Annotated in this window: 13 protein-coding genes; 11 read left to right on the top strand and 2 right to left on the bottom strand. The window is 58.3% G+C overall.

Features of this window, described 5'->3' with window-relative positions:
• The first annotated feature begins 35 nt into the window (after nt 1–35).
• The gene (locus ACF0H7_RS29025; protein WP_397450233.1) at nt 36–788 is read left to right on the top strand and encodes a lipopolysaccharide kinase InaA family protein; all 753 of its coding nucleotides are present in this window, start codon (nt 36–38) and stop codon (nt 786–788) included.
• Nucleotides 788–2,230: a lipopolysaccharide kinase InaA family protein gene (locus ACF0H7_RS29020; protein ID WP_397450232.1), complete on the top strand. Its 1,443-nt coding sequence runs from the start codon at nt 788–790 to the stop codon at nt 2,228–2,230. Before ACF0H7_RS29025 ends, ACF0H7_RS29020 begins: the two co-directional genes overlap by 1 nt.
• Before the next feature lie 39 nt (nt 2,231–2,269).
• Here ACF0H7_RS29020 and ACF0H7_RS29015 read toward each other — a convergent pair whose 3' ends face one another.
• A complete protein-coding gene (locus ACF0H7_RS29015; protein WP_397450231.1) occupies nt 2,270–8,476 on the bottom strand; it encodes a dermonecrotic toxin domain-containing protein in 6,207 nt (2,068 codons plus the stop codon).
• Between the two features lie 243 nt (nt 8,477–8,719).
• On the opposite strand from ACF0H7_RS29015, the gene ACF0H7_RS29010 reads away from it, so the two are divergent.
• The 7 genes from ACF0H7_RS29010 to ACF0H7_RS28980 all read left to right on the top strand — a co-directional run bounded on the left by ACF0H7_RS29010 (nt 8,720) and on the right by ACF0H7_RS28980 (nt 17,147).
• Nucleotides 8,720–10,477, top strand: coding sequence for a carbamoyltransferase (locus ACF0H7_RS29010; protein WP_397450230.1), 1,758 nt, complete (start codon nt 8,720–8,722; stop codon nt 10,475–10,477).
• A complete protein-coding gene (locus ACF0H7_RS29005) occupies nt 10,461–11,591 on the top strand; it encodes a glycosyltransferase (protein ID WP_397450229.1) in 1,131 nt (376 codons plus the stop codon). The genes ACF0H7_RS29010 and ACF0H7_RS29005 overlap by 17 nt, the downstream gene beginning before the upstream one ends.
• On the top strand, nt 11,591–12,487 hold the full coding sequence (locus ACF0H7_RS29000; RefSeq protein ID WP_397450228.1) for an antimicrobial resistance protein Mig-14: 897 nt from the start codon (nt 11,591–11,593) through the stop codon (nt 12,485–12,487). Before ACF0H7_RS29005 ends, ACF0H7_RS29000 begins: the two co-directional genes overlap by 1 nt.
• The gene (locus ACF0H7_RS28995; protein ID WP_397450227.1) at nt 12,484–13,893 is read left to right on the top strand and encodes a PIG-L family deacetylase; all 1,410 of its coding nucleotides are present in this window, start codon (nt 12,484–12,486) and stop codon (nt 13,891–13,893) included. The genes ACF0H7_RS29000 and ACF0H7_RS28995 overlap by 4 nt, the downstream gene beginning before the upstream one ends.
• A gap of 31 nt (nt 13,894–13,924) precedes the next feature.
• Nucleotides 13,925–14,881, top strand: coding sequence for a glycosyltransferase (locus ACF0H7_RS28990; protein ID WP_397450226.1), 957 nt, complete (start codon nt 13,925–13,927; stop codon nt 14,879–14,881).
• A gap of 152 nt (nt 14,882–15,033) precedes the next feature.
• On the top strand, nt 15,034–15,918 hold the full coding sequence (locus tag ACF0H7_RS28985) for a glycosyltransferase family 2 protein (RefSeq protein WP_397450225.1): 885 nt from the start codon (nt 15,034–15,036) through the stop codon (nt 15,916–15,918).
• On the top strand, nt 15,915–17,147 hold the full coding sequence (locus ACF0H7_RS28980; RefSeq protein ID WP_397450224.1) for an O-antigen ligase family protein: 1,233 nt from the start codon (nt 15,915–15,917) through the stop codon (nt 17,145–17,147). The genes ACF0H7_RS28985 and ACF0H7_RS28980 overlap by 4 nt, the downstream gene beginning before the upstream one ends.
• Here the strand turns inward: ACF0H7_RS28980 and ACF0H7_RS28975 are convergent.
• Nucleotides 17,139–17,795, bottom strand: a complete 657-nt coding sequence (locus ACF0H7_RS28975; RefSeq protein WP_397450223.1) for a toluene tolerance protein — start codon at nt 17,793–17,795, stop codon at nt 17,139–17,141. The genes ACF0H7_RS28980 and ACF0H7_RS28975 overlap by 9 nt on opposite strands.
• Before the next feature lie 106 nt (nt 17,796–17,901).
• Between ACF0H7_RS28975 and msbA the strand changes: the two genes are divergently transcribed.
• On the top strand, nt 17,902–19,704 hold the full coding sequence (gene msbA / locus ACF0H7_RS28970) for a lipid A export permease/ATP-binding protein MsbA (protein ID WP_397450222.1): 1,803 nt from the start codon (nt 17,902–17,904) through the stop codon (nt 19,702–19,704).
• A gap of 218 nt (nt 19,705–19,922) precedes the next feature.
• Nucleotides 19,923–21,344: a bifunctional D-glycero-beta-D-manno-heptose-7-phosphate kinase/D-glycero-beta-D-manno-heptose 1-phosphate adenylyltransferase HldE gene (hldE, locus tag ACF0H7_RS28965; RefSeq protein ID WP_397450221.1), complete on the top strand. Its 1,422-nt coding sequence runs from the start codon at nt 19,923–19,925 to the stop codon at nt 21,342–21,344.
• Nucleotides 21,345–21,408 lie beyond the last annotated feature (64 nt).

The raw sequence follows: 21,408 nt of genomic DNA, 5'->3' as shown, positions 1-21,408 counted from the left end.
GGTGGGACGTTGAGCGGCTTTGTTGAGGGGCGGCAATGAGTGACTTCATCGCGGCAGCCGAACGCGGGTTGCTGGAACGCCATGGCCTGGCTGACTTCGAGTCGCTGTGGGACGTGCAGATGAATGCTGTGGACGAGCCGAATACCGGACGTGGTGGCTGGAGCAGTGTGTTTCGCCTGGAGCTGGAAGGCTCGGGGTTTTACCTCAAACGCCAGAGCAATTACCTGACCCGTACCCTGCATCGGCCGTTTGGCGAACCGTCGTTTTCTCGCGAGTTTCGCAACATCAGTCGCTACTTGACCCTGGGGATACCGGCGTTGCAGGCGGTGTATTACGGCGAGCGCAATGTCGACGGCGATCTTCGGGCAATTCTGATGACCCGCGCACTGGATAGCTGGACCGACCTGGACAGCCTGTTGCAACAATGGCCAACCCTGACGGCGCACCAGCGCCTGGCCATTCTGCAGGCCTGTGGCCAACTGGCGCGCACGCTGCACGCGGCCGGGCAGGTGCATGGCTGTTTTTACCCCAAACACATCTTTCTGCGTTCGCGTTCGGGGGCTTATGTGGCCCAATTGATCGGTCTGGAAAAAACCCGACCGGCATTGTTTGGCTGGCGTGATCGAGTCAAGGATCTTGAGCCATTGCTACGTCGAGCGCCGCAGTGGGGCGAAGCCGAGGTTCGCGAGTTACTGGCAACCTATACGCAAGCGTCGGTCGACAGCGGGCTGGTCGATAGCTGGTGGCGGCGTCTGGACAAACGCAGTCAGCATAAAGAGGTTCGTTGATGCGTCTGTCTGAACTGAAAACAGCCGGGCGTACGCCGACGCTGCCGATCAGTCTGGTGTTGGCGGATGCCGCCGGCCCGGCCGAGTTGCAGCTGCTGACCTTGTTGCGAGTGTTGCCGGGGCAGCGCTATGTCGGTGCCGGGGTCTGGCGCGGGCGTCCCGTGTTGGCGAAATTGTTGGTGGGCGCCAAGGCCGCGCGGCACTTTCAGCGCGAGCGCGACGGTGTGCACCTGCTGGCCGATCAAGGTATGACCACGCCTTTGCTGTTGGCCGAAGGCCTGCAAGAAGGCGAGGGTGGTTGGCTGTTGTTCGAGTTTCTTGAATCGGCGCAAAGCCTGGGCGAGGCCTGGGCCGCTGTCGAACCATTGCCGGTTCTGGCCGATGAACAGCAAACGGTCTTGGCCGAGGCGCTGACGGCCATCGCGCAATTGCACAGCAAAGGCCTGTGGCAAGAAGACCTGCATCTGGACAACCTGCTGCGTAAGGACGGCCAGCTGTATTTGATCGACGGTGCCGGGATTCGCGTCGAGCAGGCCGGCAAGCCATTGTCGCGCAATCGCGTGCTGGAAAACCTCGGTGTGTTTTTTGCCCAGTTGCCGAAAGCACTGGAGCCGTTTACCGAAGAATTATTGGTCCATTACTTGTTGAGTAATGGCGAGCATGCTTTGCCATTGGAAGCCTTGCAAAAGCACATCGACAAGACCCGTAACTGGCGGTTGAAAGACTTCCTGAGCAAGATCGGGCGCGAGTGCAGCCTGTTCAGCGTCAAGGACAGCGCCTTTGGCCTGCGCGCGATCCGTCGGGAAGAAGAGTCGGCAATGACGCCGGTGTTGGCGCAAGCGGATGTGCTGCTCGATCAGAGCCACTTGTATAAAACCGGAGGCGCGGCGAGCGTCGGGCGCGTGGAAGTGGCCGGTCGGCCATTGGTGATCAAGCGCTACAACATCAAGAATTTTGCCCATTGGCTCAAGCGCTTCTGGCGTCCGAGCCGGGCCTGGCATTCGTGGCGCGAAGGCAATCGTCTGGCGTTTCTCGGCATTGCTACGCCCAAACCCTTGGCGTTGCTGGAGCGGCGCTGCTTCTGGCTGCGAAGCAAGGCCTATCTGGTGACCGAGTACCTGCCGGGGCCGGACATCATCGAGCGTTTTGCCCCTTATGTGGCGTCGGGGAATGCACCGGAAGATGAGCTACAGGCGCTGGATCTATTGTTCGCGCAGCTGCTGCGTGAGCGCATCAGCCATGGTGATTTGAAGGGGCATAACGTGTTCTGGCAGCAGAATCGCTGGGCGTTGATCGATCTCGATTCCATGTGTCAGCACGGCTCGACATCGTCCTTTGCGCCTGCATTCGCCAAGGACCGCGCACGGTTCATGCGCAACTGGCCCGCAGAAAGCGCGCTGCACCAATTGCTGGAGCAGCGCCTGCCAAAGTCGGCAGAGTGAGTTCAGGATTCGGCGCAGAGTCGAAGCCTGAACCGAAACTTAACCCACGTGGACCATCCCCATCTCTTTAAGTCCCTGAACCATCGCCTGTAGCGTGTCGAAGCGACTCAGATGGATGAATTCCCATGATTCGCGGTCAATGTACAGCTGGCCTTTGCGGGTGGACTGCACCAGTGTGTATTGAATCTCGTTACTCCTGGAACGATGAATGAGGACCGGTTTACCGGGCACAGAATCATCGATAGTGAACATGCCTCGGTTGTACAGCCGAGCCTCTATCGGTAGTGGTGCTGCGACTGCCCCGGCCAGGAGTGGTCCTTTGGCAGGCACTGCGATGGGTGCGTCGCGGGTCTCGATCGCCAGGTGGTAGTCGCCCTTCAGGAATGTTTCCCCGGTCCCTAATCTGTGACGTATGAGCTCACCGGCGTCTACTGCCGGTCCGCTGCCCTGACCGGGGCCAGCGTCAGTAACGCGAATGCCAATCCCGCCTTCGAGTTCGGCGATGCCTGGCACGATTTTCTGGTGCATGTTGGCGTGTGTGTTGCCCACCAGAGCGATCCATTTGTGGGACCCCACTACCTCCTGATGGCGGCGAATGGTGCGTGACGCAAAGAAGTTCATCATTTGCTGGCGCGTTGTCGGTGCTTGGGTGGACATGCCTTTCAAGTGATAGCTTGCCGAGCAATCGATGGCACGAACTTCGATGCCATGCTCCCGTGCCTTGATCACCAGTTTCTCGAAGGTGTAGACCCCAGAGGGATCGGTGTGGTGCCCGCTATCCAGGACTTTGAGATCATGCAGCAGCTGTTTGCTCATCAAGCCGGTGTCGGCAAAACGATCAAGGTCAGCCTGATGGAAGTCTGTCAGCAGGTGCTCCATGTACAGGGTTTTAACGTTTTGCCCGGACAAGTGCTCCATGTTGTCGATGATGAGTTTTTTGCTCGCTATCGAGAAATGCGCTTCGCCGATCACAACGCCAGAAACCTCCTCGTAGAGACGGTCCAGAAACGCTGGCACGGGCGTGTTCGGATCAATCTCAGGTAAAACCGGACGTTCTGGCACATCGCCTGAAATGACCGCGCGTGCATCCCGCTGCAAGCGGTTTCGTTGTTTGAAGAAAGTCTCCCGCGTTTTAGCCCATTTCGGCTCCAGAATCATGTGGTCTGAAGAGAGCGCCATGCGATGAAACTTTTCCAGTTCGAGGAAAGAAGCCCTGAGCTCGACAGGCATTTGGTAGTTCGGGTCAACAAGTGATTGTTGAATGGCGGTTTGCGGCAAATCGTCGCTCCAACTGCTGGCGTCGGCGCGTTGCCAGCGACCTGCGGCGTCCAATTTGAAGCCATGATCGCCTGCATACGGGTTAGGAAACCCTCGGTGCTGCTCGACCAGATTGAAGGTGCCAGGCTCCACGCTTCGCTTTAAAAAGGATTGTCCGGTCAATTGGTGAAACAGGGCATCGTCCAGCGCCTGGGTTCGGCTGACGACGGTGGTTGCGGAGGCGGCAGGTGCGTCGGCGATCAGCGGGTTGGCCATTTCCAGTTTGAAGTCGGCCTTGGTTACGAGGCCACCCGGCAGCGATTTACCTGCATCGCGGCTGATGCGTAATGGCTGGCTGCTCGCGACGTCTTCTACGCGGACACTCAGTACTCCCTTCAACTCGGCAATGCCTGGCAGGCGATCATGGGAAGTGGCGATTTTATGGTCAAGCAGTGCAACCCAGCGGCGTGCCGGATCTGCTGCGATATCGGCATCAATGACACTGGAGCCGAAGAACGTGGACATCTTTTGTGCTGCCAGTTGATCGCCCAAACCTCCCATTACCTGCTGGTTGGCGAAGTTGTAGCTGACACTTGAATTCAGAGGCTTTACCTGGATGCCATGTCGATGCGCTGCCTTAATCAAATGGTAGTAATCGTATTTGTCACTGAGGTTGTTCAAAGCGCCGTGGTTGACTTCGCCCAGATGGTATTTGATGTGGTGCGATCCACTTTTGGTTTTGTTGCCCAGCATTTGGTATTTGTACAGTTTGCGTACGTGCTGGTCGGTGAACAGATGTTCGATGTAGAGGATTTCGACGTTCTGTTCGGCAAGGCGCGCCATGTTGTCGATCAGGAACTGTTTGCTGGCGATGGAGGCAGGGGCTTCGCTGACGACCATGCCGTTGGTTTGTCCCAGCATGCTTTTGATCAGCGAGTCGGCGGTTGTGATCTCGTCCAACGGCGGGAGGTCGGGGCGAACCGCTAGAGGAGCGTTGGCAAAAAATACGTCGGCATCGCGATAGAGGTTTTCACGCAGCGGCTCATAGATTTTACGCCCAGCCTCAAAAATATCGGCAAAGTACTCATCGAGTCCCGGGCCGTAACTGATGAAAGGCTCTGCCTTGCTGCGATCCACGATGCCGAACAGATAAGGCTGCATCTGCTCCGGCATTTCATAGGCGCTGGTGGTTGCGGTTGACGCGCCGCGCGTTGGGATCGAGTCTTCGGCGAGGGGGCGAAACCTGGGACGAACCCCGCCACGCAGCTTCAGTGCATCGAGGACTTCCCATTCGGCTTTGGCGTTGAAATGCACGGGTTGCTTGCCAAAGAAAGCATAGGGATTGGCGGGGTCGACGATGTTCCAGAAACCCATTCGGGCGTTGTAATGAACCTGGAACACCAGCCCGTCCAACGGGATGTAGTGTCCGCCATTGATTAAGGTCACGCCCTGAGCGTAGCCACTCGCGATAGGTGTGGTGCCGCTCAGTGATTGATTCACCGCATACGAAGGATTGGCGGTCAACCGGGTTGTCGGCAGTGCGCGGTCTGTTTCGCGGTGCAGACCTTGCCAGGCGCCAGTGATGTCTTGCCCGGTGAATTGCCCGGTGCCGATCAGTTCCTCTGGGTCGTGAAGGCTTCGGCGATACAGGGGGGCATAACCCGAAGCGTTCGGTTTGCCGGCTACGAACGGTTCATCGAACAGGGTTATTGCCCGTAGCTCCGCAGCAGGAGGCGGTGCGAGTTGCAGTTGTTTTGCCGCCTTGATGGCCGGGTTTTTTCCGGCGTTGCGAGTCAGGTGCTGCAATGCAACGCCGAAGCCTTTGAAGCCGGCCTGCAGGTCGCCATAGGCGCCGAGGCTGTTCAGCGTGGAGCTGAGCACATAAAAGTACGCCGCTTCACGATCCCCCTCGTTCAATGCTTGCAGTGCCAGCAGGCTGTCGCGAAAAGCCAGTGCAGCGCCTACGGCGAAACTTGCGACGGGAAACGGCAGTGTCACGGCGATGGCGACCAGTTCAATACCGTTCCAGATTATTTTGGAAAGCATGTCGTTGCGGCCGGTCGTGGTGTCTTCAACGTTGCGAATTTTGCGTTGGATGATCCGATCGAAACAGATGTCGTACAGATTGGCGTGGGGGGTTGTGGGCAAGATCGGTGGCGTGCTGGTTCGGTCGTCTTTCTTCATGTCGGCTAGAAAGAACGCCAATGTCCTGTTGATCTTGATACGGCAGCGATCCTTGTAGTAATCGCTCATCCCTTCGGCCTTGAGGGTGTCGATGAAGCGATCAAAGGCACGCAATTCAAAGCCGTCCGGCGCTTGAGGGGTGTACAGCAGCGCTCGTCGTGAATCACGCCTTTGGTCCGGCGTCAGGATGTAGCAACCTTGAACCGTTTCCAGGTCGGTAATGCTGGGCAGAACGTCAATCACATGGTTCAGTTCGTGGTCGAGCGCAGGTAATCCGGTGGTCGCGATCAGCGAATTCACGCTGAATTGCAGGGGATAGATCGGGTAACGTTGGCGGGTGTCCGGGTTGTTGATGTGCATGTGTTCGATGGATGCGTTGAGCCAACGGTGCTGTTGCTCATCAATGTGGCCTTTGAGCAGGCTGCGCAGGCTGGCAGCCCGCATCTGTAGTTGCGTAATGAGCAGGCTGGTGCGTCGTCGGTAAGCGTAATCCTCGTTGTTTGGATTGAGCAGCGTGCTTTTGAGCCGCGCCACATAAGTATCGGCGACCCAGGTGCCGCGGACGGAGAGAGAGACATTTTGTGCAGTTAGCGGTCGCACGTTGACGCCTTCTGGGCCGCTGAACGTTGCTTCGTTCGCGAGACTGCCGTTGAGAAAGCCGATGCTGTCGTCATAGCCGTCGCGCAGCAGTCGGGTATAGGTCAGGGTTTCACGCGGCGACTTGATGATGATGCGGTCAGGGTCGACAGTGCCTTCGGCGACGCCCAGCAGTGCGCTGATTTTCTCGGTCGCGCGCCGGTGGACGTAATCCTCAAAATCCTGAACGTGGGTATGGGGTTTTTTCTTGTAATTGTCGCTGGCTCCGGTAATGGCGTCCTCCAGCGCGACCAGCTCTCGGCGCTGTTGGACACTGGCCTTGAGATACCAGTCCGGGGTGTGCACGTTGTGCTCCGCGAGGATGACGCCGATACGCGTGGTCACTCGCTTGCGCAGTGTCTCGTCATAGCTGGGTTGGGTAACGAAGCTCAGGAAGTCGGCGGCAGGTTGGGCTTTTTCGCTGAGCTTGAGCAGTTGTTCTTCCAGCGGTGCGCGTTGGGCAGGGCTTACCTGCTGTAAAACGTACTGCCTGTTTTGCGCTGAGGCGCTCCAGGCCACTACTTTATGCAGCAGTTGTCGCTCGTTGTCGAAGCCCTCGAACACTGGTGCGCCTGGCAGGCCCGGGGTGAACAGCACGAGGCGTTCAAGATTGCCTTGTGCATCTTCTTTGCGAAACAACAGCACCTCGCTCAGGATGTCGCGCTGGTTCAGTTTCAACTGCTGGGTGCTCACGCCGCCTTTTACGTTATAGGCCAGCGGGTCCAGCGTTTGGATCAATTTGAAGTCATCATCGGTGATGTGATTTTGCAGTTTCGCGGCATGCGCTTCGGCGATCAGCTGCAGTCGAATCACTTCCCGCATCATCCGCTGAGTTTGTGGCGCGCCGTAGACTTCGCGTTGGAAAGGCCCGAAGTGGGTGCGCAATTCCAGTTCATTGATCAGGGCACCGATATAGGTTGCCGTGAGGAGCGGGTAGGCCGAGCCCAGTGGCTGGCCATCGAGACTAAGGTGGCTGTGAAGCTCGAAGTCGGAGCCTGCCGTCAGGTCGTCGTGATGCAGGCCGTAAAGGGCCAGCGCTGGCAATGTACGTTCGGACTCGTAGCTTTCGCCGGTCCGGGGCAAGGGGCGTCGGGTGGTGATGGTCAGTTGTTCCGGGTCCAGGTCATACCCCAGATCGTTGGCAATCCGGGCGCGCAAGCGGATACGCGCGAACTGCTCCGGCGAGTCGGCACCGCCCAGCAAGCTGGATAGAGCCGCGCGGGTTTGTTCGTAGTCATGCAGGGCTTTGAGATACTTCTGGAGTTCGTGGGCGCTGACACCTTTGATCCAGTCCGGTAACGCTCGACGTTGTTTGCGGTGCTCGAGATAGGCCTCGCGCAGCGCAAGTGCGGCTGCCGGTCCGAACAGCGCTGGCATCTGTATGGCCTTCTCGATTTGGAGCGGCCATTGCTGCAAGTCGTCGAGACGCTGGCGACCTTCGCCGAGGACATAGCTGATGTCTTCGCGCTGCTTGTCCAATTGCCGGCTGAAGGCGTGCTTGAACGGCGCTTCGATAATCGGTCGCAGCTGCCACTGGTGCGGGGCGACAGGTTCCAGAAACACATCCGAGTCGTTCTCGATGTCGAACAGCGCATCCTGATGACGTAGCTCAGCGTTTCGGATTAGCTCGTTGCGCAATAGCGTGTCGTTGAACCACTGGTTCAACGCCTCACGCATCAGGCTTTGTGACGCATAGCCTTCGACGCCATAGCCGGGAATCGACAGCAGGGTATGGCCCTGGTCGTTTGTGAACGCCAGCGCTGCGGTGATCTCGATCGCGAAGTCTTCGTCGAGATGCAAATGCAGGGAGTAGGCGGTCACCTCGCTGCTGACGTCCTCATCGGTGTCGGGCAGGCATTGCAGGTATTCCGGTCTCAGTACACGATCCAGGACCTTCAATGCCACTTCATCGCGCAGGCTTTGTTCCATTGCGCTGATGAACGTCTTGCGTCGAGGCAGGCCGCGAGCGTTGGCGTGCTGCCAGTATTGGCCGATCGCGTCGTTCAGACGCCGGGTGGCAGCCAGCAGCTGTTCTGTGTCGAGTGGCTGGAGGAAGTCCTGGATTCCACTTGCCTGTGCATCGGGCAGGAGCTTGAGTTCTGCCGCCAGTGTCGTGGCGAGCTGGTTCAGGCGGGTCAGTGGGGTTGAGGGCGGTGTCGGTGTCGGCATGGTGATTTAGGTCCTGGTTAAGAGTCGCAGACTCAATGAGTCAGGGATCACTCAATCAAAATCCTTCCAGGCTGGGCGTTACATAGTTGTTGAAAGTGTTGCTGGCCGTCCGTATCAGCACCGACCACATACAGCCTCATTACGCTATAATCCCGCCCTTTAGCTGCACCTCGCGCCTTGTGCGAGGGCACATTTTTCCCAGGCGCTTGCCGCCTGCATACAGATTAAAGAGGCGAGACCCCAGTGGCATTGACGATTCTTGGCCTGTCCGGCGCCCTTAGCCATGATCCTTCTGCAGCCTTGTATATCGACGGCAAGCTGATTGCGGCCGCCGAAGAAGAGCGCTTCGTTCGCGACAAGCACGCAAAGAACCGCATGCCGTACGAGTCGGCAAAGTTCTGCCTGGAGCAAGCGGGCATCAAGCCTTCGGACGTTGACGTGGTGGCGATTCCATTTGCCCCGATCAGCATTTTCGGCAAGGCCCGCTGGCATTATGCCAAGCGGTACTGGTACGCCCCGGACCGCGCCCTCGACGCGCTGTTGATGGGCAACCGTCGCTACAAACGCTATCGCAACAAAATTGTGTTCTGCCTTGAGCAACTGGGCTTCGATCCGAAAAAAATCAAGATCGAGCCGGTCGAGCACCACCTGGCGCACGCCTCCAGTGCTTACCACTGCTCCGGTTTCAAAGAAAAAACCGCGATCATGGGCATCGACGGCAAGGGCGAGTACGCCACCACGTTCTTCGGCTACGGCGAAAACGGCAAGATCCACAAGATCAAAGAGTTCTTCGATCCGGACTCGCTGGGCGGCCTGTATGGCGCGATCACTGAATTCCTCGGCTTCGAAATGCTCGACGGCGAATTCAAGGTGATGGGCATGGCGCCGTATGGCGATGCCAGCAAATACGATTTCTCGCGCCTGGCCAGCTTCGACAATGGCGAGTTGGTGATCAACACCGATTACGCCAACGTGGTTGGTTTCCGTCGTTATAAAGAGAAGGGCAAGGGTTTCTATTTCTCGCCGAAACTGATCGAGTGGCTGGGTCCGAAGCGCGAAGGTGATATCGCCGACGAACCGTACATCCACTACGCCGCCAGTATTCAAGCGCTGTTCGAGAAGATCGCGCTGCAGATGATGGATTACTACCTGGGCGACATCCTCAAGGAAACCGGCAAGCTGGCCTATGCCGGCGGCTGCGCGTTGAACGTCAAGCTGAACCAGAAAATCATCGCGCGTCCGGAAGTCAAAGAGCTGTTCGTGCAACCGGCGTCCGGCGATGCCGGGACTGCGGTCGGCGCTGCAGCCTACGTCTCCAACCTGCGCGGCGTGCCGGTCGAGAAGATGGAACATGTCTACCTCGGCCCGTCGTACAGCAACGAAGATGTGATCGCTGCCTGCGCGCGTCACCCGAGTAAGCCGGTCTGGCGCCAGATCGACAATACCCCGGAGCGCATCGCCAAGATCATGGTCGAAGGCAATCCGGTGGCCTGGTTCCAGGGGCGCATGGAGTTCGGTCCGCGCGCCTTGGGCGGTCGTTCGATCATCGGTTGCCCGAGCATTCCTGGCGTGGCCAACCGGATCAACGAACAGATCAAGTTCCGCGAGCGCTGGAGGCCTTTCTGCCCGTCGATGCTCGACACCGTCGGCCCGCAGATGATCAAGATCGATCACCCGGCACCCTTCATGACCTTCACCTTTGAAGTGGCTGAAGAGTGGAAGACCCGCGTGCCGGAAGTCGTCCACGAGGACGGTACGTCCCGCGCCCAGGTGCTGGAACGCAAGTACAACCCGCGCTACTACGACATGATGAAAGCGCTGGAAGTCCTGACCGGCAACGGCGTGTCGCTGAACACCTCGCTCAACCGTCGCGGCGAACCGATGATTTGCTCGCCGACCGATGCCCTGAACATGTTCTTCGGCTCTGATCTGGAGTACCTGATCATGGAAGACATTCTGGTGCTCAAAGAGGGCGTAAACGCTTATGACACGTTCGGCTGAGCGTCATGTGCTGCAGTTCTGCCACGGCTATGACGGGCCGTTTCTCGACTGCGCGCGGCAATACGCCAGCCTGTTCGCCGGCAAGGGCTACCGGGTTACCACGGTATTCCTGACCGGTGCCGCCGATTCCGAGGTCGCCCAAGGCTGTGCCTCGGATGAAGTGCTGTTTCTCGAATACAGCTCCAAGGCCATTCGTGGCCTGAAGCTGGGGGCGATCCGCGATCTGCGCAAGATAGTCGCCACGCGTAACTTCAGCTTCTGTATCGCTCACCGCTTCAAGCCGGTGTATATCGCCCTGCTGGCGACCCGCTTGCCGGTGATTGGCGTACATCATGCCTTTGGTGACTACAAGCGCCGTACCCGCAAGCTGTTCGCGCATCTGTTTCGTAAGCGTCTGAGTCTGCTGGGCGTGTCCGATGCCGTACGTGACGACATGCGCAAAAGCCTGCCGAGCTGGCCAGCCGAGCGTATCCAGACCCTGTACAACCGCATCGACGTCGAGCAACTGCGAGCGATTCAATTGCCCGCAGTCAAAGCGCGTGAAGAGCTGGGGCTGCCATCGTCGGCCTGGGTCGTCGGTAACGTCGGACGGCTGCACCCGGATAAGGACCAGGCGACGTTGCTGCGCGGTTTCGCCCAGGCGTTGCCGACCCTGCCCGCCAACAGCGAGTTGGTGATTCTCGGCACAGGCCGCCTTGAGCAAGACCTCAAAGAACTGGCGATGGAGCTGGGTATCGGTTCGCGTGTGTCGTTCCTCGGCCAAGTGCCAGAGGCGCGTCGCTACTACAAGGCGTTCGATGTGTTCGCCCTGAGTTCGGATCATGAGCCGTTCGGCATGGTTTTACTCGAAGCCATGGTCGCCGGCGTTCCGCTGCTGGCTACCGCTGCGGGTGGGGCGAAGGAAGTGGTCGAGGGTGTCGGCATTCTGTTCCCGCTGGGCGATGAACAACATTTGGCCCAGGCGCTTGGTCATCTGGCGAAGCTGGATGGTCAGCAGCGTGAAGATTGCGCCGAGTTGATGCTGCTGCGTTTGCACGAACGTTTTTCCGATCAAGCCGTACGTGATGTGTTCTGGCACCTGCCGCAAGTTACCAGCCTGATCGCGGAGTCGTAATGCTCAACCGATTCCGAGGCTGGCGTGAACGTGGCTGGACCGAGATTGACGCGTCTTCCTATGCTCAGGCTTGGGCTCGTTTTGGCGGCAGTGTTGCGACCCATCCTCTGGTGATCGAACGACTCGCCGGTCTGGCCGAGATCCCGGTGCGCTATTTGGGTTGGGAGCAAAACGGCGAGTTGCAAGCAGCGATCCCGACCTGGGGTCGTTCGCTCGCGCTGTCCAAGGACGTGCTGAAACAGCAGGGCAAGAAGGGGTTGTTCGATCTGGGCAATGCCGAGCTGATTCTGCCCGTAGCCGCAGGCGCACAGGTTCCATTGCGTCATCGCGCGCGCTACCTGTCAGCGCTGCATGAGGGGCGTGTCAGTACCCTCAAGCCTCAGTCTGAGTCGCTGGCCATGGCTCGCACACCCGAAGAGCTGTCGAAGAAATTCCGCTACAACCAGCGCCGCGAATTGCGCCTGCTGGAAGAAGCGGGCGGCGTGGTGCGGCCGGTGGCCGACTTCACCAGCGCTGAGCTGGCGAGCATGTATTGCGATCTGTTCCAGCGCCGCTGGAGCTTTCCCGCGACCGGTGCCGAACGCATGGCCGACGTGATCGAGTTGTTGCGCGAGCTGTTGATCGGTTCGGTGGTGTTTCTCAATGACGCGCCCATCGCCATTCAACTGGTGTATCGGGTTGAAGCGCCGGAATGGATCAGCGTCGAATACATCAACGGCGGTGTTGATCCCGAGACCCGCGATTTCAGCCCCGGCAGCGTTCTCAGTTTTCTCAATACCCAGAGTGCCTGGGAGCACGCGCGGGCGATGAGCAAGCCATTGCGCTTTTCTTTCGGTCGCGCCGATCGCGAGTACAAGGATCGGTGGTGCAACCCCGTCCCGGTGTATCAGGTATGAGCCGCAAGCAAGAATTACTCAAGCGCCATCGCCGCCACAAGCGCCTGGCGTTGTTGGCTGGCCTCGTGTTGTTGATCGTGATCGGAGTGTTGGTGACCTGGTGGCTGCCGCTGCTGTTGGCCGTCCTTGGCTGGGTTGCTCACGAAGCCTGGTTTGCCGATCACCTGTTCTATTCGCCGAAAGACGATTATCTGTACCGCTTTGCGGCCGACAGCGAAGTGCCGAACGTGCGCCTCAACGGTGAGGCACTGCGACTCGGTGATCCTCTCGACCTGACGGGCGATGAAACTCTGGTGCTGGCGCTGAAGATCAAAAGCTCGTGGCTGGGACGCTTTCTCGATCCCGGCGTTGAACTGGTCAGTGATCAACTGCGTGACTGTCAGAGCTTCGAGCGTGGTGTCGACGGTGTGCGTTACCTGAATCTGACCGGTTTGGGTCAGGCATTGGCGGGTGGCAACCTGCGGGTTCGCGGCCGTTTTTGCCGGGTGCAAGGTCAGCCAACGCTGTGGTTGTTTCGCCATTCGGACGCCCGACGTCAACGCGTCATGGTGATCGCGCCCCACGCCGATGATGCCGAGCTGGCGGCGTTCAGTCTCTACAGTCAGGCCGATGACGCTTGGATCGTGACTCTGACCGCCGGCGAAATCGAAGCCGAGCATTATCAGCAGATGGGCATGGATCGCGCCGAAGCTGCGCGAATAAAAGGCCGTCTGCGTGCCTGGGACAGCATTGCGGTGCCGCGCTGGGGTGGTGTGCCGGAAGCACAGTGCGTGCAGCTTGGTTATTTCTGCCTGCAACTCCCTGCGATGCAGGCCGCACCAGGTCAGCCTTTCGCCTCCCGTGAAGCGGACATGAGCGATACTCGTTTATTCCGTCAGTTCAATCCGATGACCTTGCCGGGTGACGCCGATGGCGCACCGACCTGGAATAACCTGCTGGCCGATTTACGGGCATTGCTCTTGCAAGCTCGTCCGCAGGTTTTGGTTATGCCCCATGCAACCATCGATCCTCACCCGGATCACATCGCTGCGCAGGCCGCGGTTCTGGAAGCTTTGGTCGGGTTGGAGTGGCAGCCCTCGGTGATTCTTGGCTATGCCAATCACCTGCATGACAATGACCGTTGGCCGATGGGCAATGCCTACAGCGGCATTAGTTTGCCGCCGCTGTTTGACGCTACGCAGGAATTGACGCCCTACAGCCTCGAACTGCCACTGTCCGTGCAGCGTGACAAGGCGATGGCGCTGGGCATGATGCACGACCTGCAGCCGCCGGCACCGTTCAAGCGTCGCCTGCGCCGTTGGTTGCAGCAACTGTTGGCCGGGCGCCGCTGGCCAGCTGAAGGTGAGAACGAATTTTTTAGAAAGGCTGTTCGTCGACACGAATTGTTCTGGCGCAGGGATCTTTGATTCTGCAAGCCCTGGGCTGCGAGGAAAACGATTGAAAGTTCTATTTTTGGTGCAAAAGGAACAGCGAGCCATCCTTGATCGGCTCTACGAAGGTATCGCCGCCCATTGCGAGTGCGACCTGCGTTGGCTGAGTTCCGATGAGCAGCGTAATCTGCGCGGCTACTTTCGTCGCGAAGTGGATGTCACTCGATACGATCGCATCGTCTTTTTCCTGCGCTTCAAGCAAGAAATTCGTCAGGTCGCGTTCATTCGCACGGTCCCTAATCTGGTCATCCTCGAGCATGATGCCTACCAGAACTACATTCCCTGCAAATACACCGGCAAGTTCAGCGCGCATTACCGCAAGCTGCCGTGGGCGCGGGTGATCAGTTCGGGGTACATGGTCAGTGAACGTCTGCGTGAAGAAGGCTTCGATGCCGTGTTCGTTCCCAAAGGTTATGACCAGAGTTTGTTGGCGGACCAGGGCCGCGAGCGGGATATCGAGCTCGCGTTTGTCGGAAGCACCAACAGCGTTGCCTACAGCGGACGCAAAGCCTTGCTCGATGAACTGGGTCAGGTTGAAAACCTGATAGTGACCCGGACTCAGTCTGGTGAGGAATATTGCGACACTCTGAACCGGATTCGCTTCTTCGTCAGTGCCGATGTCGGCATGGGCGAATACATGATCAAGAATTTCGAAGCCATAGCCTGTGGTTGCGTGCTGCTGGCGTTCGATCAGGGTGAAGCAGAGAACCGGGCGTTGGGACTGCAGGATATGCACAACGTGGTGTTCTATAGCAATATCCCGCAATTGCAGGAGAAGCTGGCGGTGCTGCGCGCCGATCCGCAATTGGCCTCACGTATTGCCCTCAGCGGCCGAAACCTTGCTGTGTCGCAGTTTGGATTTGCGGCCATCGGCCAACGTGTCGTTAAAGAGCTTGAGCCTGAGCTTCGTCCGTCCGCCCCGCCGAACTGGCTGGAGCGGGTGCGTAAAACGCTGGGAGTTTGATCTGTGACTGTAATAACTCTTCTGAATGAGCTATATCAATTGAATTTGACTGGCGTGGTCGTCGAGACGGATGCTGCTTCGATGAAGGAGCGCTACCTGGAACCGGGACGGCAATGGATGCAGTTGTGGGAAACGACGGATTGAATGTAGACATGAAATGGCCTCTGGTTTCGATCCTGGTGCCGTGCTTTAACCACGAGCGCTATATAGAGGAATGCTTGTTGAGCATTCTTCGGCAGGATTACGACAACTTCGAAGTGATCGTCATCAATGACGGATCGACCGACGCCAGTGCCGAAAAAATCGAGGCGTTGCGCCAGGTTTATGGTTTCCAGTTTTATCAGCAGGACAACCAGGGTGTCAGTGCGGCATTGAACACCGCCTTGAGCTACGCCAAGGGCGAGTATGTGATCACTCACGACTCGGACGACGTGATGCTCGAGGGGCGTATCCGCCGCCAGGTCGACTATCTGCAGGAGCATCCGCAAGTCGGTTTGCTCGGGGCGCAGGTTATCTATATCGACTCTGATGGCAATCCCACCAAGAGCAAGGTGTCGAAACATGCCCGTGTAGAGCATTGGACGTTCGATGAGTTGCTGGCCGATGCACACGCCATCGGCGCCCCGGTTGCCATGTACCGGCGCGAAGCAATCGACAGGGTGGGCGGTTACGATCCGCTGATCAAGGTTCAGGATTTCCAGATGACGCTGAAGATAGCGTTTCAGGATTACCGTGTGGACATCCTGCCGGACTTCGTGACGTTGTACCGTCGCCACGACACCAATATTTCCAAGGTGCAATACAAAAGCCAACTGACGTATGACCTGCAGGTCATAGAGGCGTATAAAGATCGACCGGCCTACGCGTTGGCCAAGCGGGCGGTCATCAACAAGGCCTTGAAAGAGTCAGTCGTCACTGACAAGGCCTTTGCCTACGGGTTGTTTGCAAGCATCCCGATCTATCGCTGGGATCGGCTGACGTGGAAACGCTTCAGGCATTTCATTTTCAAATTCAATAAGGGTAAGGGTGTTCGGTGAGTCGCAACCTTCAACAATCCGGTGATTTCATAGGCGGCTTTTCGGATTTCCAGATGCAATTGCTGGCAACAATGAGGCAGTACGGTGTTGCCGGCCTGTTGCTGGGTTTCGGTCTGTTCTGGAGTGTCGGTGGTGTGCTGCTGACCCCTTCCATGAAGTTCTACATCTGGTTGATTGCAGCCTTCGTCTATCTTCCTTCGATTTGCCTGTTGATCGCCCGCTTCGGTGACTTGCGCGCAACGCTGACAAGTCGGCCTCAGCTGTGGCTTTTCCTGTTTCTGTTCGTCTGGGCGCTGATATCCCTGCGCTGGAGTAATGGCGACGAAAGTCATATGGTCATCGTCAAACGTCAGTTGCTCTTGTTGTCTATGGTGCTTGGCTGGGTCGTCTGGGGGCGGGTGTTCAACCGGCAACTGCAGACCCTGCTCATCATTTGGGGCGGGATGGCGGGCATCTATTCACTGGTGGCACTGATCGCGTATCCGATTCGCCACTTGGAACGAATCATTGGGTTCGGCAGCTTCATGGACAACCCCAACCCGGCGGGTTACACCATTGGCTTCCTGTTGGTGCTCAGCTGCACGTGGTGGCCGCAACGCAATGCTCCGCGACTGGTGTGGGCGTTTTTGCAGGCATGCTCCCTGGCGTTTGTCATCATGACCGGCAGCCGTGGCCCCCTGCTGTCGTTGATAGCCGTAGCCTGCGTAGTGATGCTGGCCGGGACACATCGCTCGTATCGCTGGATAGCGCTTTCCCTGCTGGCGGCGGCTGGGGCGTTGTTTCTGCTGGAACCTTCGTTACTGCAACGAGGTGATTCCGAGCGACTGGAACTGATCAAGGGCGCACTGGCGCTTATCCAGCAACATCCTTGGGCGGGCGTTGGCTTGAGTGGCACTTATGCGGTCAGCGCCGGTGGCGAGATCTTCGACCACTGCCACAACTTCATCTTGGATACCGCAGTGCAATACGGTGTGCCTTTCACGGCGCTGTGGCTGGTTTGCTGGAGCTGGGCGGGTGCGCGGGCCTGGCGCTATCGCAATCAGGCGCTGGGCATGGCGGTGTTGATGGGCTGGGTATTCGCCACCGTCGCGCTGCAATTCGACGTGTTCACGCTGTTTGGGCGTGCGCGGGCGATGTGGATGGTGGTGTGGGTGCCGTTCCTGCTGTGCTTGTGCCTGGGCAAAGTCGAAGCAGTCAAAGCCACTCGCGGAGCGGCGCGCTCAGTCTGAGCGTGCCAAGCTCTTGGCAAAGGTGTCGGGCGCCCAGTGATGGGTGCTGTGCTGGCTATAACTATTGAAGAACAACGAGCCCTGTTCTTGAAGTAGCCAGGCATGGTCAACCTTATAGCGGCGCATATGCTGGAAGTTACGCAGGCACATGCTTTTACGCAGGGGGGCACGCATCATCCGCAGGTCGGCGATGTCGATCAATCCCAGCTCGTTATCCGGTGTCAGCACCACGTTGCCCAAGTGTAGCGAGCGGAAGTAAATCCCCTGGTTATGCAGTTCCGCCACGAAATGTCCGTAGCGCTTGAGCAGTTCTTGATCATTGTCGCGCGTCGGGTCGGTAATCAGCTGGCGCAGTGTCTCTCCGGGCAGTGGTTCGTAATGCACCACGTCACGCGCAATATGGGCGATCCGATAAATCTCTAGCGTATTTGGGCAGCGCACGCCACGCTTCTTCAATGCCAGCGCGTTATCGGCAAAGCGTTTGGCGTAGGGGAACAGCGCGGCAGATGAAATCAGTCGCTTGCGCCGAAATAACTTCATGAAGTTACCGTCCACAAGGCGCAGCACCTTGTCGCCGAAGACATCTGCCTCTAGCACTTGTGCACCTTCGCGTAAGGCTAAATAGTCGTCGTAAGCAAGTGCGCGCATGCCGGCTCCTTCAAAAATGGCGGCCATCATAACCCACCCGGAGGCTTTGGGTTTAATGGCGCCGGGCTGTGATAGTATTCCGGCTCTCTTTTCCGTACCGATGACTATGAGCAAGCCAGAACAAAGCGAACCTTCCAGTCTGAAAATCTATTTCCGACTGCTGACCTATGTGATGCCCTACGCCGGCATCTTTCTACTCAGTATTCTCGGGTTTGTGATCTTTGCTTCGACCCAGCCCATGCTGGCCGGCATTCTCAAGTACTTTGTCGATGGTTTGAGTAATCCCGAAGCGGCCTTATTTCCCAACGTGCCGTATTTGAAACACTTGCAGTTATTGCAGGCGGTGCCGCTGCTGATCGTCTTGATCGCGGCCTGGCAGGGTCTTGGTTCGTACCTGGGTAACTACTTTCTGGCCAAGGTTTCACTTGGGTTGGTACACGACCTGCGCGTCGAACTGTTCAACAAGTTGTTGGTATTGCCCAACCGCTACTTCGATACCCATAACTCGGGTCATCTGATTTCGCGCATCACCTTTAACGTGACCATGGTCACCGGCGCCGCCACTGACGCGATCAAAACCGTGATCCGTGAGGGGCTGACCGTGGTGTTCCTGTTCGGCTACCTGCTGTGGATGAACTGGCACCTGACGCTGGTCATGCTGGCGATTCTGCCAGTGATTGGTTTGATGGTCGGCAGTGCCAGCAAGAAATTCCGCAAGCAGAGCAAAAAGATCCAGGTGGCGATGGGCGATGTGACCCATGTCGCGTCGGAAACCATTCAGGGGTATCGCGTGGTCCGCAGCTTCGGCGGCGAGAACTACGAAGAACAGCGCTTCAAGAACGCCAGTGAAAGCAATACCGAGAAGCAACTGCGCATGAACAAGACCAGCGCGGTCTATACGCCGATGCTGCAATTGGTGATCTACAGCGCCATGGCAGCCTTGATGTTCCTCGTTTTGCTGCTGCGTGGCGATGCGACGCCGGGTGATCTGGTGGCTTACATCACGGCGGCTGGTCTGTTGCCCAAGCCTATTCGTCAGTTGTCGGAAGTGAGTTCGACCATCCAGAAGGGTGTCGCCGGCGCGGAAAGCATCTTCGAGCAACTGGACGTAGAGTCGGAAATCGACAACGGCACCGTCGAGCGTGAGCGCGTCAACGGTCATCTGGAAGTGCGTAACCTGAACTTTACCTACCCAGGCACTCAGCGTCAGGTATTGAAAGACATCAGCTTCACTGCCGCACCTGGGCAGATGATCGCTCTGGTGGGGCGTTCGGGCAGTGGCAAGTCGACCCTGGCGAGCCTGATTCCGCGTTTCTACCATCACGAAACCGGTGGCATTTACCTCGACGGGGTCGAAGTCGAAGAGTACCGCCTGCGTAATCTGCGTCGGCACGTGGCACAAGTGACCCAGCACGTAACCTTGTTCAACGACAGCGTGGCCAACAACATCGCCTACGGTGATCTTCAAGGTGCCCCGCGAGCTGATATCGAAGCCGCGGCCGCCGATGCGTATGCCAAGGAGTTCATCGAGCAACTGCCAGAGGGCTTCGACACCCAGGTCGGCGAGAATGGCGTGCTGCTGTCTGGCGGTCAGCGTCAGCGTTTGGCGATTGCCCGTGCCTTGCTGAAGAACGCTCCGCTACTGATCCTCGACGAAGCTACCTCGGCGCTGGATACCGAGTCCGAGCGACACATTCAGGCGGCACTGGATCAGGTCATGAAAGGTCGGACGACCCTGGTCATCGCCCACCGTCTGTCCACCATCGAAAAGGCCGACATGATTCTGGTTATGGACCAGGGCGCCATCGTCGAGCGCGGCACCCATGCCGAGCTGCTGGCGCAGAACGGCTACTACGCCCGGTTGAATGCCTTGGGTCTGGATGAACCGGTGACGGCCGGTATCGCCTGATTCTTCCGACGTAACCCTGTAGGAGCTGCCGGAGGCTGCGATAAGGCCGGAACGGCCTTCCGGCTGACGGCATCGCAGCCTTCGGCAGCTCCTACAGGGTTATGGGTCTCCCTGAAATTTCCTACATTCCTGAAATACCTCGCCATCGGTCACACATGGTGACAAGCCAACCCTGTGCTAAGATTCCGCTCTTGTTCATTCTAGTTACGGGTTGTTCGATGAAGTTGTCCATGCCGCGTTTCGATCAAGCGCCTGTGCTGGTGGTTGGCGATGTCATGCTCGACCGCTATTGGCATGGCGGCACCTCGCGGATTTCACCGGAGGCGCCGGTGCCAGTGGTCAAGGTCGAGCAAATCGAGGATCGTCCGGGCGGTGCCGCCAACGTTGCCTTGAACATTGCTGCCTTGGGCGCGCCAGCTTCACTGGTCGGTGTAACCGGGGAAGACGAGGCCGCCGACAGTCTGGCCAATAGCCTGAAGGCCGCCGGCGTGACGGCGCGTTTTCAGCGCATCGCGCACCAGCCGACCATCGTCAAGCTGCGGGTCATGAGCCGTCACCAGCAATTGCTGCGTATCGATTTCGAAGAACCGTTCGCCACCGATGCCCTGGCCTTGAGTGCTGAAGTCGAAGACATGCTCGATGGCATCAAGGTGCTAGTGCTGTCCGATTACGGCAAAGGCGCGTTGCGCAACCATCAAGTGCTGATTCAGGCGGCGCGTGCGCGGGGTATCCCGGTACTGGCCGATCCGAAAGGCAAGGACTTTGCCATCTATCGTGGCGCCAGCGTTATTACGCCGAATCTCAGCGAATTCGAAGCCATCGTTGGCCACTGTGTCGATGAGGCGGAGTTGGTCGCCAAAGGCGCACAGCTGATGACCGAGCTGGATCTGGGGGCTTTGCTGGTGACCCGTGGCGAGCATGGCATGACCTTGCTGCGTCGTGATCATCCCGCGCTGCACTTGCCTGCCCGTGCTCGTGAAGTGTTCGACGTCACCGGCGCCGGCGATACCGTGATTTCTACCCTGGCTGCGGCGATAGCAGCGGGCGAAGAACTGCCGCACGCCGTGGCGCTGGCCAACCTGGCTGCCGGCATCGTGGTTGGCAAGTTGGGTACAGCGGCGATCAGCGCGCCTGAATTGCGCCGGGCGATCCAGCGTGAAGAAGGCTCCGAGCGCGGCGTACTGAGCCTCGATCAGTTGCTGCTGGCCATCGACGATGCGCGGGCGCACAAAGAGTCGATCGTGTTCACCAATGGCTGCTTCGACATCCTGCACGCGGGGCATGTGACCTATCTGGAGCAGGCGCGGGCTCAAGGCGACCGGTTGATCGTGGCAGTCAACGACGATGCGTCTGTAAGCCGCTTGAAAGGGCCTGGTCGACCGATCAACAGCGTTGACCGACGCATGGCGGTTCTGGCTGGGCTGGGTGCGGTGGATTGGGTGATCAGCTTTCCGGAAGGCACCCCGGAAAACCTGCTGGCTCACGTCAAGCCAGACGTGTTGGTCAAAGGCGGCGACTATGGGATCGATCAAGTGGTTGGTGCCGAGATCGTTCAGGCGTATGGCGGCAAGGTGAAAGTCCTGGGGCTGGTTGCTAACAGCTCAACCACGGCGATCGTCGAAAAAATCCGCCGCCAGTAAAAAGCTTTCACCTGTAGGAGCTGCCGCAGGCTGCGATAAGGCTGGAACAGCCTTCCGGCCGTCG

The sequence above is a fragment of the Pseudomonas sp. NA-150 genome, assembly GCF_044336365.1.
GTDB lineage: Bacteria > Pseudomonadota > Gammaproteobacteria > Pseudomonadales > Pseudomonadaceae > Aquipseudomonas.
The sequence above is the reverse complement of the archived record's forward strand: the minus strand, read 5'-3'. Positions and strand labels throughout refer to the sequence as shown.